This window comes from Paenibacillus macquariensis, from assembly GCF_900156375.1.
GTDB lineage: Bacteria > Bacillota > Bacilli > Paenibacillales > Paenibacillaceae > Paenibacillus_AQ > Paenibacillus_AQ macquariensis.
Window position 1 is genome coordinate 488,571 of record NZ_FTNK01000003.1, and the last position, 16,516, is coordinate 505,086.

At 40.4% G+C, this 16,516-nt stretch carries 16 protein-coding genes and 1 tRNA gene; 16 read left to right on the plus strand and 1 reads right to left on the minus strand.

The genetic code is table 11. The features are described 5' to 3' along the window. Positions 1–13 precede the first annotated feature (13 nt). The 6 genes from BW961_RS08190 (at position 14) to BW961_RS30380 (ending at position 3,873) form a co-directional block, all read left to right on the plus strand. Entirely contained in the window at positions 14–829 is an 816-nt protein-coding gene (locus tag BW961_RS08190) for a phosphate ABC transporter substrate-binding protein (protein WP_394327608.1), read from the plus strand. Positions 830–908: 79 nt separating this feature from the next. Further along, positions 909–1,859, plus strand: coding sequence for a phosphate ABC transporter permease subunit PstC (gene pstC, locus BW961_RS08195; protein WP_068583278.1), 951 nt, complete (start codon positions 909–911; stop codon positions 1,857–1,859). Further along, positions 1,856–2,737 carry a phosphate ABC transporter permease PstA gene (pstA, locus tag BW961_RS08200; RefSeq protein WP_068583281.1) on the plus strand — a complete coding sequence of 294 codons (882 nt, stop codon included), beginning with the start codon at positions 1,856–1,858 and terminating at the stop codon, positions 2,735–2,737. The genes pstC and pstA overlap by 4 nt, the downstream gene beginning before the upstream one ends. Positions 2,738–2,992: 255 nt before the next feature. Next, positions 2,993–3,442 carry a GreA/GreB family elongation factor gene (locus BW961_RS08205; RefSeq protein WP_068583284.1) on the plus strand — a complete coding sequence of 150 codons (450 nt, stop codon included), beginning with the start codon at positions 2,993–2,995 and terminating at the stop codon, positions 3,440–3,442. A gap of 30 nt (positions 3,443–3,472) precedes the next feature. Next, complete coding sequence (locus BW961_RS08210) at positions 3,473–3,670, plus strand: sporulation protein Cse60 (RefSeq protein ID WP_068583286.1); 198 nt, start codon at positions 3,473–3,475, stop codon at positions 3,668–3,670. Between the two features lie 53 nt (positions 3,671–3,723). Continuing rightward, positions 3,724–3,873, plus strand: coding sequence for a hypothetical protein (locus tag BW961_RS30380; RefSeq protein ID WP_156510111.1), 150 nt, complete (start codon positions 3,724–3,726; stop codon positions 3,871–3,873). Between the two features lie 154 nt (positions 3,874–4,027). Here BW961_RS30380 and BW961_RS08220 read toward each other — a convergent pair. Then, a tRNA-Arg gene (locus tag BW961_RS08220) sits at positions 4,028–4,101 on the minus strand. A 129-nt stretch (positions 4,102–4,230) separates the two neighbouring features. Here BW961_RS08220 and BW961_RS08225 point away from each other — a divergent pair. From BW961_RS08225 to speD, 10 genes are all read left to right on the plus strand, one after another. Beyond that, complete coding sequence (locus BW961_RS08225) at positions 4,231–5,187, plus strand: hypothetical protein (RefSeq protein ID WP_068583292.1); 957 nt, start codon at positions 4,231–4,233, stop codon at positions 5,185–5,187. 119 nt (positions 5,188–5,306) lie between these two features. Next, positions 5,307–6,641 (plus strand): trigger factor, encoded by a 1,335-nt coding sequence (gene tig, locus BW961_RS08230; protein WP_068583294.1) that lies wholly within the window; start codon positions 5,307–5,309, stop codon positions 6,639–6,641. A 225-nt stretch (positions 6,642–6,866) separates the two neighbouring features. Beyond that, complete coding sequence (clpP, locus tag BW961_RS08235) at positions 6,867–7,457, plus strand: ATP-dependent Clp endopeptidase proteolytic subunit ClpP (RefSeq protein WP_068583299.1); 591 nt, start codon at positions 6,867–6,869, stop codon at positions 7,455–7,457. A gap of 11 nt (positions 7,458–7,468) precedes the next feature. Next, a complete protein-coding gene (gene clpX / locus BW961_RS08240; protein WP_068583301.1) occupies positions 7,469–8,743 on the plus strand; it encodes an ATP-dependent protease ATP-binding subunit ClpX in 1,275 nt (424 codons plus the stop codon). Positions 8,744–8,864: 121 nt separating this feature from the next. Beyond that, positions 8,865–9,974, plus strand: coding sequence for a flavodoxin-dependent (E)-4-hydroxy-3-methylbut-2-enyl-diphosphate synthase (gene ispG, locus BW961_RS08245; RefSeq protein WP_068583305.1), 1,110 nt, complete (start codon positions 8,865–8,867; stop codon positions 9,972–9,974). 213 nt (positions 9,975–10,187) lie between these two features. Beyond that, the gene (lonB, locus tag BW961_RS08250; RefSeq protein ID WP_068583308.1) at positions 10,188–11,924 is read left to right on the plus strand and encodes an ATP-dependent protease LonB; all 1,737 of its coding nucleotides are present in this window, start codon (positions 10,188–10,190) and stop codon (positions 11,922–11,924) included. Between the two features lie 88 nt (positions 11,925–12,012). After that, complete coding sequence (gene lon, locus BW961_RS08255; RefSeq protein WP_068583310.1) at positions 12,013–14,349, plus strand: endopeptidase La; 2,337 nt, start codon at positions 12,013–12,015, stop codon at positions 14,347–14,349. A 17-nt stretch (positions 14,350–14,366) separates the two neighbouring features. Continuing rightward, positions 14,367–15,035 carry a ribosome biogenesis GTP-binding protein YihA/YsxC gene (gene yihA / locus BW961_RS08260; RefSeq protein ID WP_068583313.1) on the plus strand — a complete coding sequence of 223 codons (669 nt, stop codon included), beginning with the start codon at positions 14,367–14,369 and terminating at the stop codon, positions 15,033–15,035. A gap of 209 nt (positions 15,036–15,244) precedes the next feature. Beyond that, entirely contained in the window at positions 15,245–15,832 is a 588-nt protein-coding gene (locus BW961_RS08265; RefSeq protein WP_068583315.1) for a non-ribosomal peptide synthetase module, read from the plus strand. Positions 15,833–16,108: 276 nt separating this feature from the next. Beyond that, entirely contained in the window at positions 16,109–16,510 is a 402-nt protein-coding gene (gene speD / locus BW961_RS08270; protein ID WP_068583319.1) for an adenosylmethionine decarboxylase, read from the plus strand. Positions 16,511–16,516 lie beyond the last annotated feature (6 nt).

Below are 16,516 nucleotides of genomic sequence, written 5' to 3' on the forward strand. Positions count from 1 at the left end.
AGTTACATCCGTTATGTTGGTGTCATCTGCTCTTGTCGGTGCAGTTTCAGCTGCTCCAAGTCAATTGAGTGGGAAAATTACAGTAAATGGTTCAACTGCACTATTACCTTTGACTCTTCAAGCTGCAAAAGAGTTTCAAAAATTGAATCCTAAAGTAAAAGTTGCTGCTTCCGGTAAGGGTTCTGTTACAGGGCCACAAGCTGTGAAAAAGGGCATTGCCGACATTGGTGCTTGTGACTGGGATGCAAGTATGGATGTTCCTGGATTTAAAGCTTTTTCAGGTCAAGTAGCTAACAAGGTAGCGGTAATTCCTTTCGCTACAGTCGTTAACAATAATGTAAAAGTTACGGATCTTTCCACGGATCAATTGAAAGGTATCTACTCAGGTAAAATCACGAACTGGAAAGATGTTGGTGGTGATAATGCTGATATCGTAGTCATCACACGCGCATTTGGATCGGGTACTCGTGTTAACTATCAATCTAAAGCACTAAGTGGTGGCGATATCACAAAGAAAGAAAAGAACTATAAAGAAGTTGGATCAAGTGGTGACATGAAAACAGCTGTTGCTACTACACCGAACTCTATCGGTTATATTGACTTGGTATATGTGACTAGTGATTTGAAGGCAGTTAAATTCAACGGTGTGGCTGCATCAACAGATAATGTTATTAACGGTAGTTACAAAATATGGGCATATGGCTATTATATGACTAAGGGTCAACCAACTGGTGCAACAAAAGCCTTTATTGAATATGTTCAAAGCTCCAAGTTCCAACAAAGTTCATTGAAGAAATTGAAGTTCATTCCGATTGCTGCAATGAAATAAGAATTATTAAGAAAAAGAAAGATCATTATGCAGCCAGCTCTAGAAACATTGGAGCTGGCTGCTTTCTGGGAGGTATATGATGGGTACGCCTGCACAATCGTTCGCGACTAAAGATGAATTGCTAACTAAACCTATGGGCTCAAATCGGTTTAACAGATATGCGAGGGTGCACTTTAGCAATAAGTTGTTTAAATTTTATGCCCTATTTAGCATATTTGCCCTATGTTTTGTATTGGGCCTTGTTATTTTCTTCATTGGAAAAACAGCACTACTGACATTTCAACATGTTTCTGTTGCTGAGTTCTTCTTTTCATTTGATTGGACACCTGAGGAGGGACGCTTTGGAGCGGCTCTGTTTATCATTAATACATTATCGTTGACTGCTCTTACGCTCGTGATCGCGGTGCCTATATCTGTAGGTATGGCTATCTTGATTGCTGAGATTGCTCCAACTTGGTTTAAGAATTTAGTACGCCCGGTTCTCGATCTACTAGTAGGTATTCCATCTATTGTATACGGTTATTTGGGATTGACGGTGCTCATACCCTTTCTTCGTGAAATAAGTGGTGAGAATCTTGGGGATGGTCTGCTTGCAGCAGCGCTGGTTCTAACACTCATGATCCTACCTACGATATGTCGTATTAGTGATGATGCGATTTCAGCGGTACCTAAGAAATACCGTGATGCTGCATATGCTATGGGGTCTACGCGCATACAAGTTATTATGAAAGTGATACTACCAGCAGCAGGTAGGGGTGTTGTTGCGGCAATTATTATGGGAATGACACGTGCAATAGGTGAGACTATGGCTGTTGTAATGGTTATAGGGAATACAGCGCAGTTAGCTAAGTCATTTTTCTCTCCTACTTCAGTGTTGACGAGTAATATTGTTATGCAAATATCAAATGTCGATTTTGATTCGCCTTGGAATTATGCATTGCACATGATGGCATTCTTGTTGCTACTTATATCATTTGCTCTTATCTTATTTATACGCTTCCTGGGTAGAAAGGGAGGGGATCTTACATGAGTGGTTTTACAAGAACTCCGAAAATAACACGTTCTATTAGGCTTAATAAAATTGCAACAGTTGGGTTTTATACGTTAGGTATCTTAGTTCTAACGCTTATATTTTGGCTTCTTTATACGATTCTGAGCAAGGGGTTACCTAGCTTATCATGGGGGTTCTTGACGAAACTACCTGAAGAAATGGATGTTGGTGGGGGAATTGGCCCCGTGTTATTTAATTCATTCTATATTCTAGGTATTTCATTAGCCTTATCGATCCCTATAGGGATCGGAGCCGGAATCTACATGGCTGAATATGCTCCAAAGAACAAGTTTACCGAAGTATTGCGTATTTGTGTTGAAAGCTTGGCCTCTGTCCCTTCTATTGTGTTTGGAATGTTAGGGTTAGCGATCTTTGCTTCTTATTTTCAAGTAGGACTTACGATATTAGGTGGGGCTGTCAGTCTAGCCTTTCTAAATCTACCTATGCTTGCTCGTGTCACAGAGGAATCTATTCGAGCTGTACCGGTTGATGTTCGTAACGCTTCCTATGCGCTAGGGACGACGAAATTCCAGTGTATTCGCACAGTCGTGCTACCTATCGCTATGCGAGGAATTATTACAGGCATTTGTTTGGTAGCAGGTAGAGCATTTGGAGAATCAGCGGTCATCCTCTTAACGGCGGGTCTAAGCACTTCTGGAGAGATGTGGGACTTTAATCTATTCTCGCCTGGAGAGACGCTTGCAGTGCATCTGTGGTATGTACAATCAGAGGCAATCGTGGAAGATGCGAAGCAGATCGCAGACCGATCAGCAGCTGTATTAGTTCTGGTAGTGCTACTTATTAATCTTCTGTTCCGAATTCCTTTATGGATAAGCAACCGTAAATTGAAAATGTAGTATGCCTTATTTCATTTCGCAAATTGGCTGATTCTTTGAGGTCTAAATAGACCTGGGGGATCGGTCTATTTGACTATTATCACTACATTAAGAAGACAGGAAACATTCTTTAACATTTGATTAAATGTAAATATTTGATAAGATACGATAAAGGCCTCCTTACACGAGGTCTATATTTTTATGGAGGGATTAATATGGGTATGTATTATCGTGGTTTAGATAGGGAGAAGTTTCATACAGGGGGTGAAATATACTATGAACCATAGTGCGATCTTTCAAGGTTCTAATACCCAGTTGGTGAACCAGCTTGTATTCTTTGATGAAGAGCGGCAATTTTTCTTGAAGAATTATATATCAGATAATTCTAATGAGCGAAATAAAGTGGATCAAGTTCTTTGTATGTATACGTCATCACTTGAGAATATTATTGCTGAGGGGAATCCAGAGTCTTTGAATTCTAGGGTTCTTATTGGTAGTCAAGTGACTCTTCAGTATCAGGATGATGGTTATGAAGAGCAATATACGATTGTTTTTCCTCATTTGACGGATTCAAGTAAGAACTGGATCTCATTCCTATCTCCGATTGGATTGCAATTATTAACGACTACCATGGATGAGCTGTATGAATTTGTGGTACCTTCAGGCTCTATTAAAGTAAGAATTAAAGAGATTAAATACATGAATTACGGTGAGGTAGACAGGTAATCAAGTTTGTTACTATAAGGAGAGTGGAAGATGATACAGGTTAAAGAGTTTGTAGATTCGGATAATTCTTATGCTGAGAATAAGGCTAATCAGTTTTTAGCTGGATTAAAAGATGAGCAAGTGATTAACATCTGTTATGAATCTGTAATTAAGACCAACAACTCAAGAACAGAACGGCAGAGAAGCACCATACTGGTCGTTTATAGAGTTGAAGATAAAGTAGAATAGTAAGGAAAGGAGTTTTTAGAGTGAGGGAATACCAACCTCCCCCCAAGGGAGGAATGGATGATAAGACAACAAAGAAAAACATCGATGGTGTTAAAAATGAGGATCGGAAGTATAGTGTGTTCTTTTTATACTTATCTTCCATTTCGACGATGTGTATTGTGACACTCATGATTTGTTGGTTTGTTTACACGATCATTAAATAAGGATAGCGAAGATGTCATGCTATTCATTTCACAAAAGGGACTACTTTTCTGTTTATAGAAAAGTAGTCCCTTAAATGTTTATTAGAGGTTTTGAGGTCTAATCTCCAATAGAACACAAAAAAAGACTCCCCAGATGGAGAGTCTTTATTCTATATGTCCCAGGAGGGATTCGAACCCCCGACCGACGCCTTAGAAGGGCGTTGCTCTATCCAGCTGAGCTACTGAGACGCGAAAAACGAACAATTAATAATATATCATGGCAGGCATGTAATAGCAAGCATTTTTTATTAATATATGAAAATGATGTGATAAAGGTGACTTTTTAAAACTTGGAAGAGGTGTGATATAATTTGAATAATGGAGATATGGAAGAGAGGAGGAGCATTTATAAACGACACAAATTCCCCTGGCAAAGATAATATTGTGCTTTTTCCGAAGACGTTGGATTACTATCAGATTCAACTTACGGTCATGCTTGAAAGCGAACGATACGCAGAAGCGATGGAGTTACTGCGATTCTTGCTTCAATGCCAAGGCCAGGAAGAGCGACATATTGATGAATGGCAGGCGTTACTTGAATGGTTAGAGACTGCTTTCCCTCACTATATAGAGGGAGAAGATAATGAACAAGCTCATTTGGATAAAGAAATTGATCTAGATGAAGAAGAATTAACAAGGCTTAAAGTGATGGGTAAGCTTGCTGAAGATGCCGATTATGCTAATAAGTTGCTCTACAAAGTCATGCATGAGGCTTTGTCGGAACAGACCATGTTGGCATTAGAACATCTATCCTACTTGAACGGTGAAGATATAGATCGGTCTTTGACAGAATGGTTACAGACTAGAGCAATGCATCCACTCCTTCAGTATCGGGTACTGCAGACCCTTCATAAGCGAGGCATGCAAGGATGCGTGACTTTTGTGCGAGGACAGGAACAAGTTGAAGTTGAAATTGAAAATGTTCCGCTGAAAGATAGCGACTTTCCGCTCGTTGTACACGATATTGTAGATCGGGTGGCACAACATACCGAAGTACAGGAACCTACGCTTTATTATTTTGCTCAAGAGCTGTGGATCCAATTTATTAAAGGTGCATATGGAACAAATGTCTATCAATCTTTGCTTATTGAAGAAGATTTGATTATGGATATCTGGGCGGCTGCACTTCATCAAACAGTATCTGAGAGTCTTACAGGAAATAGGAATGAAGAAGAAACACGTGCTATGTATGGGATAACAGAGAATATTCGGTTTCAATTCGAACAAGCCTATCGTGCTCTGAAGCAATTTATTTCTGAAGGGATATCGGATTAACCATAACCCTGCTCTTGAAAAAGAATTCAATGTTGTTTATACTAAAATGGTTGTTCTATGCGTGAATTTATGTAGATAATAATAAACAATTGAAATATTTTTGGAGGGGAAAGCATAAAATGAAAGCAACCTGGGAAAAAATAGAGAAGAACCTTGGGGTTCTTGAAGTAGAAGTAGAAGTAGAGCGTGTAACCGAGGCACTCGATAAGGCTTTTACTAAAGTATCTAAGAAAGCAAATGTACCTGGATTCCGTAAAGGTAAAGTGCCACGTTCCATATTTGAATCACGTTATGGCGTAGAAAGTCTGTATCAAGATGCAATTGATATCTTGCTTCCAGAAGTTTATACACAAGCGGTTGATGAAACAGACATATTCCCTGTAGATCGTCCGGAAATTGATATTGATCAATTTGCTAAAGGTCAGGTTTTTAAATTTAAAGCCAAAGTAATTGTTAAGCCTGAAGTAACATTGGGTCAATACACAGGTGTAGAAGTGCCAGTGCAAGCAGTTGTAGTAACTGAAGAAGAACTAAACGAAGAATTGGGTCGTTTGCAAGAGCGTCATGCTGAGTTAGTTGTTATCGAAGAAGGCGTTGCAGAAAATGGCGATATCACAATTATCGACTTTGATGGTTCTGTAGACGGTGTTCCTTTCGAAGGCGGACAAGCTGAGCGTTATTCTTTGGAACTTGGAAGTAACACATTTATTCCAGGATTTGAAGAGCAAGTTGTAGGATTAGCTACAGGCGATCTTAAAGACGTTGAAGTTACTTTCCCAGATACGTACCATGCAGAAGATCTTGCTGGTAAAAAAGCAATCTTCAAAGTGAAAATTCATGAAATCAAACGTAAACAACTTCCTGTATTGGATGATGAGTTTGCAAAAGACGTTAGTGAATTCGAAACATTATCTGAGTACAAAGAAGATTTGAACAAACAACTTGTTGCTCGTAAAGAGCAAGAAGCAAAAGGTGTTCGTGAAGGTCTTGTCGTAGATAAAGTTGCTGAATTAGCTGAAGTTGAGATTCCAGAAGCAATGATCGCTAGTGAAGTTCAAAGCATGATGCGTGATTTTGATAATCGTCTTCGCGCTCAAGGCATGAACCTTGAAATGTTCCTAAGCTTCTCCGGTCAAACAACGGAAGATCTTCAAGAACAAATGAAAGGTGATGCAGACAAACGCGTTCGTAACAATCTTGTTCTTGAGCAAGTATCTAAAGTTGAGAACATTGAAGTTACAGACGAAGATGTCACTAAAGAATTGGAAGCAATGTCTGAATCCTACAAACGTTCTGCTGAAGAGCTTCGTAGCGTTCTAGAAGGTAATGGTTCATTGAATAGTTTACGTGAAGAAATTTCATTGCGTAAAACAATTGATTTCCTACTGTCTAACAGTAAAGAAATCGCTGCTGTAGAAGTTAAAGAAGAGGCAACTTCAGAAGAAAGTAAATAAGAAGTCTGCTTATGATAAGGCGCGTATTTATTTACGTGCCTTATTTTTACCTTAATTTATCCAAATTATGGATAAAACATAAGGTAATTGGATGTGAATGCAAATACATATTTATTTAAAAAGAATTCAATATCAGAGTTGAAAAAATGACATCGTGCTTCTAACATGTTAAAATACTGTTGAAAGCATTGAAGTCTATCTTTGAATGGAAAAGAGGTTGGACAAATGAGTCTGGTACCTATGGTTGTAGAACAAACCAATCGAGGAGAAAGATCTTCTGATATTTACTCCAGATTGCTTAAGGATCGCATTATTTTTCTAAGTAATGCAATTGATGATGATGTTGCCAATCTCGTTATAGCACAGCTATTATTCCTGGCTGCTGAAGACCCTGAGAAAGACATAAGTCTATATATCAACTCACCGGGTGGTTCTGTTACAGCAGGAATGGGTATATACGATACGATGCAATTTATTAAGCCAGATGTTTCCACGATATGTATGGGAATGGCGGCAAGTATGGGATCTTTGCTTCTAACTGCAGGAGCAAAAGGAAAGAGATTTGCTTTAACCAATAGTGAAGTGATGATTCATCAGCCATTGGGTGGGGTTCAAGGTCAAGCCTCAGATATTTTGATTCATACTGATTGGATCATTAAAACAAGAGAAAAGCTCAATCAAATATATGTTGAACGTACGGGTCAACCCCTCGAAAAAATCGAACGGGACACAGATCGTGATTTCTTCATGAGCGCCGAAGAAGCGGTGTCTTATGGACTTATTGACCAAGTTCTCTCTTCACCGATCAAATCTTAAGGGGTGGTAATATGTTTAAATTTAATGATGAGAAAGGACAGCTTAAATGTTCTTTCTGTGGTAAAACTCAGGAGCAGGTGCGTAAATTAGTTGCTGGTCCTGGCGTTTATATATGTGACGAGTGTATAGAGTTATGTACTGAGATTGTAGAAGAGGAACTAGGCCACGAGGAAGAAGTGGACTTGAAGGATATCCCGAAACCTAAGGATATTTGCAATATTCTCGATCAATATGTTATTGGACAGGATCAAGCTAAGAAATCACTATCCGTTGCTGTGTATAACCATTACAAACGGATTAACACACAAAGCAAGATTGATGATGTAGAGCTTACGAAGAGTAATATTCTTTTACTAGGTCCTACGGGTTCTGGTAAAACGTTGCTTGCACAGACGATGGCTAAGATTCTGAATGTTCCCTTTGCTATTGCAGATGCGACTTCATTAACGGAAGCTGGATATGTGGGTGAGGACGTTGAGAATATTCTATTGAAGCTTATACAGGCTGCTGATTATGATGTGGAGAAGGCTGAACGTGGCATTATCTATATCGATGAAATTGATAAAGTAGCACGTAAATCGGAGAATCCATCGATTACTCGTGATGTATCTGGTGAGGGAGTACAGCAAGCGCTTCTGAAAATTCTAGAGGGTACGGTTGCTTCTGTACCTCCACAAGGTGGACGTAAACATCCACATCAAGAATTTATCCAAATCGATACGACGAATGTATTGTTCATTTGTGGCGGTGCATTTGACGGCTTAGAACAATTAATCAAACGCCGTATTGGTAAGAAAGTTATCGGATTTAATTCAGGTGTAGAAACTCAGAAGGAGCTACAACCAGGAGAGTATTTGTCGATGGTTCTTCCAGAGGATCTATTGAAATTTGGTCTAATTCCTGAATTTGTAGGTCGTTTGCCTGTTATTTCAAGTTTGGAGCCGTTGGATGAGAATACGCTTGTTCGGATTCTATCTGAACCGAAGAATGCATTGACTAGACAATATGAAAAGCTACTTGAAATGGACAACGTCGACTTGACGTTTGAACCTCAGGCATTGGTCGCTATCGCTAAAGAAGCTATTAAGCGTAAAACAGGTGCTCGTGGTTTGAGAGCTATTATTGAGGGCATTATGTTGGACTTAATGTTCGAGGTTCCTTCTCGTGATGATATTAAAGAATGTGTCATAACTGAGAAAGTAGTGAACGATAAGATCGTCCCTGAATTACATGCAAACAATAAAGAGAACGATAATGATAGCAAGAAGCAGGAAGAAAGCGCCTAAAGGAACACATACCTTAGGGCCTTTGTAAACTGATGCTGAAAGTTCCACTTCTACCCTGTGCCGTGCAAATCTTGACGTCAGGGTTAGGAGTGGAGTTTTAGCGTTATAAGGGAGGGTAACCATGTTTTCGAGAATAGACACACGTCCTGTCAAAGTTGGAGATCTAACTATAGGTGGAAGTAACGATGTTATCATTCAAAGCATGTGTACGACGAAGACTGCTGATGTGGAAGCGACAGTAGCTGAGATATTACGTTTAGAAGAAGCGGGTTGCCAAATGGTACGTGTTACCGTTAACAATGAGGAAGCTGCTGCTGCAATTAAGGAAATTAAGAAACGGATTCATATTCCGCTAGTTGCGGATATTCATTTTGATTATAGATTAGCATTGCTGGCTATTGAGAACGGGATTGATAAGGTTCGAATTAATCCAGGTAATATTGGACGACGTTCGAAAGTAGAAGAGGTTGTTAAAGCTTGTAAAGCGCGTGGTATTCCGATTCGTATCGGCGTTAATGCGGGTTCTTTAGAGAATCATTTACTTGAAAAATATGGTTATCCAACACCGGATGCTATGGTTGAGAGTGCGCTCTTTCATATCGGGATATTGGAAGAGTTAGACTTCCATGATATTATCGTATCTCTGAAGGCCTCAGACGTGCCTATGGCGATTGAAGCTTATCGTAAGGCAGCAGAGGTTATCCCATATCCGCTACATTTGGGTATCACCGAAGCAGGAACGTTGTTCTCTGGTACAATTAAGAGTTCTGCGGGGATTGGTGCTTTACTTTCTCTGGGTATTGGGAACACGCTACGGATCTCCCTTAGTGCGGATCCGGTAGAGGAAGTTAAGGTGGCTCGAGAGATCTTGAAGTGCTTCGGTCTAATCTCTAATGCACCTACACTGATTTCATGCCCTACCTGTGGAAGACTGGACATTGATTTATTCTCTATAGCTAATGAAGTAGAAGAGTATATCTCAAAGTTGAAGGTGCCTATTAAAGTATCTGTACTTGGTTGTGCTGTAAATGGTCCAGGGGAAGCGCGTGAGGCCGATATCGGTATCGCTGGTGCGCGTGGGGAAGGGATGCTCTTCCGTTATGGAGAGATGATCCGTAAGGTTCCTGAGGCTGACCTAGTTAGTGAATTGAAGAAAGAAATTGATCATATTGTTGAAGTGTTTGAAGCAACGGGAGAAATTCCAGGTCGCAATCATCAACATCAATCATAATTTTGTTTTTCTGAAGAACTGCAAGCCATAAGTCATTGGCTTGCAGTTTTTTTGATGTGTCAATAGAACGATAGCCAAAGCTACTATGAACGTATGCTACCCATTTTCGATGTTTCCTTTTGAAATTCATAATATTTTGCGTTTATTGGATGAGGAAAAGGCAATACTATCAAGTATTAACCTAACGATATTTAAAGAAATGGGAGGATGGCCATGAGTTTTACTATGATATTTATGATAGTTCAATTGTTCTTTGGTGTTGTAATCGGAATTTACTTCTGGAATCTATTGCGTGGTCAGAAGACCAATCGTACTGCGGTCGACAGAGAGTCGAGGAAAGAGTTGGAGAAATTACGGAAACTACGGTCTATTTCACTCACCAAACCCCTAGCAGAGAAGACTCGGCCGCAATCGATAGAGGATATCGTAGGGCAAAAGGACGGACTACGTGCCTTGAAAGCTGCGTTATGTAGTGCTAACCCGCAGCATGTCATTATATATGGACCACCGGGGGTAGGGAAGACGGCTGCCGCACGCGTAGTGATGCAGGAGGCTAAGAAGAATCCAACGTCTCCTTTTAAGAGTGAAGCTAAATTTACGGAAATAGATGCAACTACGGCTCGTTTTGACGAACGTGGCATTGCAGATCCCCTCATTGGGTCTGTTCATGATCCAATATATCAAGGTGCAGGGTCTATGGGCGTTGCAGGTATTCCTCAACCTAAACCAGGAGCAGTGACTAAGGCACATGGGGGTATTCTTTTTATTGATGAAATTGGGGAATTGCATTCAATTCAATTAAATAAATTGTTAAAGGTACTAGAAGACCGCAAGGTTCTCTTAGAGAGTGCATACTATAACTCTGAGGACAATAATACGCCAGCATATATTCATGATATTTTCCAAAATGGGTTGCCTGCGGATTTCCGGCTTGTCGGTGCAACGACTCGTTCCCCACATGAAATCCCTCCGGCGCTTCGGTCTCGTTGTATGGAAATTTATTTCCGACCTTTGTTAGCTGAAGAGATTGGAAGGATTGCAGAAGATGCTATCCAGAAGATTGGGCTTACACCGTGTCCAGCGGCTGTAGAAGTAGTGAAACAATATGCTACGAACGGAAGAGAAGCTGTTAATATTATTCAACTTGCTGCCGGATTAGCCCTGACGGAGAAGCGAGATTCGTTGGACGCCTCAGATGTAGAGTGGGTAGCCAACAGTAGCCAACTTCAACCTCGTCCGGAACAAAAAATTGCCATGTATCCTCAAATAGGCGTAGTTAATGGGCTTGCCGTCTATGGGCCGAATATGGGAACTTTATTGGAAATTGAAGTGTCCGCAACACAAGTTCCTAAAGGACAAGGGACATTTAATGTAACGGGTGTAGTGGAAGAGGAAGAAATCGGAGGGGGTTCACGGACGATCCGGCGTAAAAGCATGGCTAAAGGATCTGTTGAGAATGTCCTTACCGTTCTTCGTTTGATGGGGCTTGATTCAAGTGATTATCAACTGCACATTAATTTTCCAGGGGGCACGCCAATAGATGGACCTTCTGCTGGTATAGCAATGGCTACTGCTATCGTGTCAGCGGTGAAACGGATTCCTATTGATCATCGAATCGCTATGACTGGTGAGATTAGTATTCATGGCAAGGTAAAGCCGATTGGAGGCGTTATTGCCAAAGTTGAAGCTGCGTTTCAAGCGGGTGCAACAACCGTCATAATCCCTAAGGAAAATTGGCAATCTCTGTTTGCTGATCTTAATGGATTACAAGTAATCCCGGTAGAATCGATTCAGGAAGTATTTCAGCATGTATTCGGTAAAGAGTTGGTGAACAATTTGCAAGAAACATTACTGCCTGAGATTGCTGATGGATTTGCAGAAGTCCCTTCATCGTATCTCCATGCTAAATTAGTTCGACCTGGTCAAGTAACCGATTCGGGAAGCTTTTAATACAGCGTTTTATTGGTGTTTCAAGTTGTTTTTTGCTAAAATATATAAGATGCATAACCTAAAGAGAGCAACTGGAGGTGCGAAAGCGATGGGTACTAGTAAACCCAAAGGTCGTCGTTTTCCGTTATTGCCTTTGAGAGGACTTCTTGTATACCCAAGCATGGTGCTTCATCTCGATGTGGGTCGCGAGAAATCGGTCAAGGCTTTGGAGAAAGCTATGATAGAAGATAACTTGATTCTCCTTTGTTCTCAGTCTGAAGTGAACATTGAAGAACCAACACAAGACGATATATTTCGAATCGGCACAGTGGCAAAAGTGAGACAGATGTTGAAACTTCCGAATGGAACCATTCGTGTGTTAATAGAAGGAATGGAGCGAGCGGAAGTTCTTCAGTATACAGATAACGAAGAGTATTACGAGGTTATTGCTCGTGAGCTTCCGGAACAGCAGAGTGATGATCCTGAGATAAATGCTTTGATGCGTACCGTGCTCAGTCAATTCGAGCATTATATTAATTTATCAAAGAAAGTTACGCCAGAGACGTTAGATGCGGTCTCAGATATTGAAGAACCCGGTCGTCTATCAGACGTTATTACGAGTCATTTGACACTGAAGATTAAAGATAAACAAGAAATATTAGAGACGATTGATGTTCGGCAGCGGCTCGAGAAATTACTTGATATTCTAAATAATGAACGTGAAGTGCTTGAATTGGAGCGTAAAATAAGCCAAAGGGTTAAGAAACAGATGGAAAAGACCCAAAAGGAATATTACCTACGTGAACAAATGAAGGCGATACAAAAAGAATTAGGCGAGAAGGAAGGTCGGGCTGGCGAAGTGGATGACCTTCGTGGGCAGTTAGAGGAAAAGGACCTTCCGGAAAAGGTACAGGAGAAAGTTGAGAAAGAAATTGACCGACTCGAGAAGATGCCAACAAGTTCAGCAGAAGGCGGAGTGATCCGTAACTATGTGGATTGGTTATTAAGTCTACCGTGGTCGAATCAGACGGAGGATGATCTTGATATTCAGAAGGCGGAAGATGTTCTGAATGAGGATCATTACGGTCTTGATAAACCGAAGGAACGTGTATTAGAGTATCTAGCTGTTCAGAAGTTGGTTAAAAAAATGAAGGGTCCTATTCTATGTCTGGTTGGTCCTCCTGGTGTCGGGAAAACATCACTAGCACGTTCAATTGCCCGATCCTTAGATCGTCAGTTCGTGCGTATGTCACTGGGTGGTGTAAGGGATGAAGCAGAGATTAGAGGGCATCGTCGTACGTATGTAGGTGCTATGCCTGGTCGTATCGTTCAGGGAATGAAAACGGCTGGTTCATTAAATCCGGTATTCCTTCTAGATGAAATTGATAAAATGGCGGCTGATTTTAGAGGCGATCCGTCTTCAGCTCTGCTTGAAGTCCTTGATCCAGAGCAGAATAATACATTTAGTGATCATTTTATTGAAGTGCCTTTTGACTTATCTCAAGTCATGTTTATTACGACAGCGAATGCCATACACAATATCCCGAGACCTCTTTTAGATCGTATGGAGGTACTTCATATTCCGGGATACACGGAACTTGAGAAGTTGCAGATTGCTAAACGTTACTTGCTACCGAAGCAAAAGCGCGACCACGGATTAGATCCAGACCAATTATTGGTCGAAGAAGATGCATTACTTAAAGTGATTCGTGAATATACACGAGAATCTGGGGTTCGGAATCTAGAACAGCAAATTGCTGCTTTGTGTCGCAAAGCTGCCAAAATTATCGTGTCACAACAGCAATCTAAGATTTCAATAACATCAGATGATGTTAAAAACCATCTTGGAATTGCTAAATTTCGTCATGGTGTAGCTGATCTTGAGGATCAGATTGGAACCGTAACTGGGCTTGCTTGGACGGAAGTGGGCGGTGAAACTCTTATGATTGAGGTGACAGTTGTCCCAGGTTCGGGTAAACTGACCTTAACAGGCCAATTGGGTGATGTGATGAAAGAATCAGCACAAGCGGCTTTTAGCTATACTCGTTCAAAATCAGAAGAGTTAGGTATTCAAGCTGATTTTCATGAGAAAAATGATATTCACATTCATATTCCTGAAGGAGCGATCCCAAAGGATGGACCTTCAGCAGGGATTACCATTGCGACTGCTTTAATATCTGCTCTGACAAAGAGGCACGTTTCCAAGGATGTGGCTATGACTGGTGAAATCACCTTGCGTGGACGTGTATTACCTATCGGTGGACTGAAAGAGAAATCACTTGCTGCCCATCGTGCAGGCTACAAAAAAATTCTACTCCCTAAAGATAATGAACGGGATTTAAGTGAAATTCCAGACAGCATAAAGAATGAAGTGGAATTTATACCTGTATCGCATATGGATCAGGTTCTGCAACATGCGCTTGTGGACCATACGGGAGTGAACTAGAGAGGAATTATTAAATTATGAAAGTAACTAAATCCGAGTTTGTGATTAGTGCTGTTGGCGCTAGTCAATACCCGGAGGACGCCTTGCCGGAGATTGCTCTGGCAGGGCGTTCCAATGTGGGTAAGTCGTCACTCATTAACAAAATGATCAATCGTAAGAACTTAGCACGGACAAGTTCTACACCAGGTAAAACACAGCAATTAAATTATTATCGTATTAACGATGAGTTGTATTTAGTCGATTTTCCCGGCTATGGATTTGCCAAAGTGTCCAAAACACAACGGCAGGCATGGGGCGCGATGATCGAAGGATATCTATTGGACAGAGATCCGTTAAAGCTCTTGTTACTCATTGTGGATCTACGGCATCCACCATCCAAAGACGATATGATTATGTATGATTGGATATCGCATTATGATTTACCGGTCTGTGTTGTTGCAACGAAAGCGGATAAAATACCACGTAGTCGCTGGGCAAAACAGATTAAGCAAATGAAAGAGTGCTTAAGTCTGAGAATTGATCATCCGATGGTCTTGTTCTCATCTGAGACAGGACTTGGTAAAGATGAGTTGTGGGGCATCATTAAAGCTCACACAAAGGCTACCATTCAAGATGATGAAAGCTCATATGAAGATTCATATGAAGACTCTGTTGAGAGCTCACCTGAAAGCGCTCCTGAACTATAAAATTAATATTTTTCATTGGATGGCATAGGGATTCAGCGTTTTTCAGCTATGAAAGTGAGCATCCTATATGAAATTCACAATATAATCGGGATTAATGCGGTTTTTCTTTGAAATATGGTGGAAAATCAATGATTTGTTAACAAGAAATTTATTATATTTGTGCTGTATAATAATAATAAGTATTGAGACAAAGAATTGAGGAGATTTTTATGGCTCAGCGGTTAGCCACAGAATATGTAAAAGCCAATTTACAATTAACAGAACTTCAAATGAATCAGTTTCTGAATTCGATAGAACACTTGTATGTACATCCTAAAGTGAAAGTGTTAGGAAGCGGAGAACAAGAAATTGTGCTCGGGGATGTGAGTGGGGAGGAAGTTCATTTACCTATTGTATGCAAGGATGGTGTATACCTCTGTGAGTTGTCATGCCGCTTGGTGAACCCTCGATTGGTAGATGCGGTACGTAAACTATTTGTGACTTATAAAGGTGATGGCATAGTTAATCGTATTTATCAAGGATTCACAATGATGTATTATTATGCGCATGGATCAGTTCAAAGAATTGAAGAAATCACTTCTGAAGGTAGCCGGTTAGTATTTGAGCATAAACAAACGGTGACTGATCTGGAACAATTGTTTCAGAATACAGGAGTTGAAGAAGAAATTTCTGTAACATACAAAGACATTGATTTTTGGCTTGATCAACGGAATAAAGCGGTTAGTCATAATGATATTACTTTTATTGATGAGAAGCTTCGATTGGTTACAGCCAAATGGTTTACGATGGAAGCTTGATATAATTATTGAACATAAAAGGGACTTTTTTTCGATTTACGAAAAGAGTTCCTTTTTTTTATTGCCGGCATATTATAAATTTGAAATTCTTTAAAAAGGTATTGCAATTCATACCAATAGATGTTATTTTTAATCTCGTTGAAAAGAATATTAGGAACCAGGATTCACTCAGGACATTATGTTACGAGAGATTATTCCCTCGAGAAGTGAATGACGTAGGTCCTAGCGGATGAAATTTTTCAAACATTTTATTCCTAGGAAGGGGGAAACCGAAGGATGGAATATTCGACTTTCGGAAGACACGTTGCAGTAGATGCTTGGGGTGTCGATTTTGAAATGCTTAACAGTGCAGAATTTCTGCAGAATCAAATGGTAGAGGCTGCGGAGGCCTGTGGGGCGACGGTAATGTCCGTGCAATCTAAGCAGTTTGAGCCACAAGGTGCTACTGTACTAGTATTGTTATCAGAAAGTCATCTCTCGATTCATACTTACCCTGAGAGAGGTTTTGCAGCTATTGACTGTTATACCTGCGGGGAGACAGTAGATCCACAGTTAGCTATTGATTACCTGGTATCCGTATTGAAACCGGAAAAAACTTATGCTAAAAAGCTTGTGCGTGGTTTAGGAGAAATGACGGTAGAAACACCCGAAATGCAACCGCTCGAGCTCGTAAAATAACGTCAC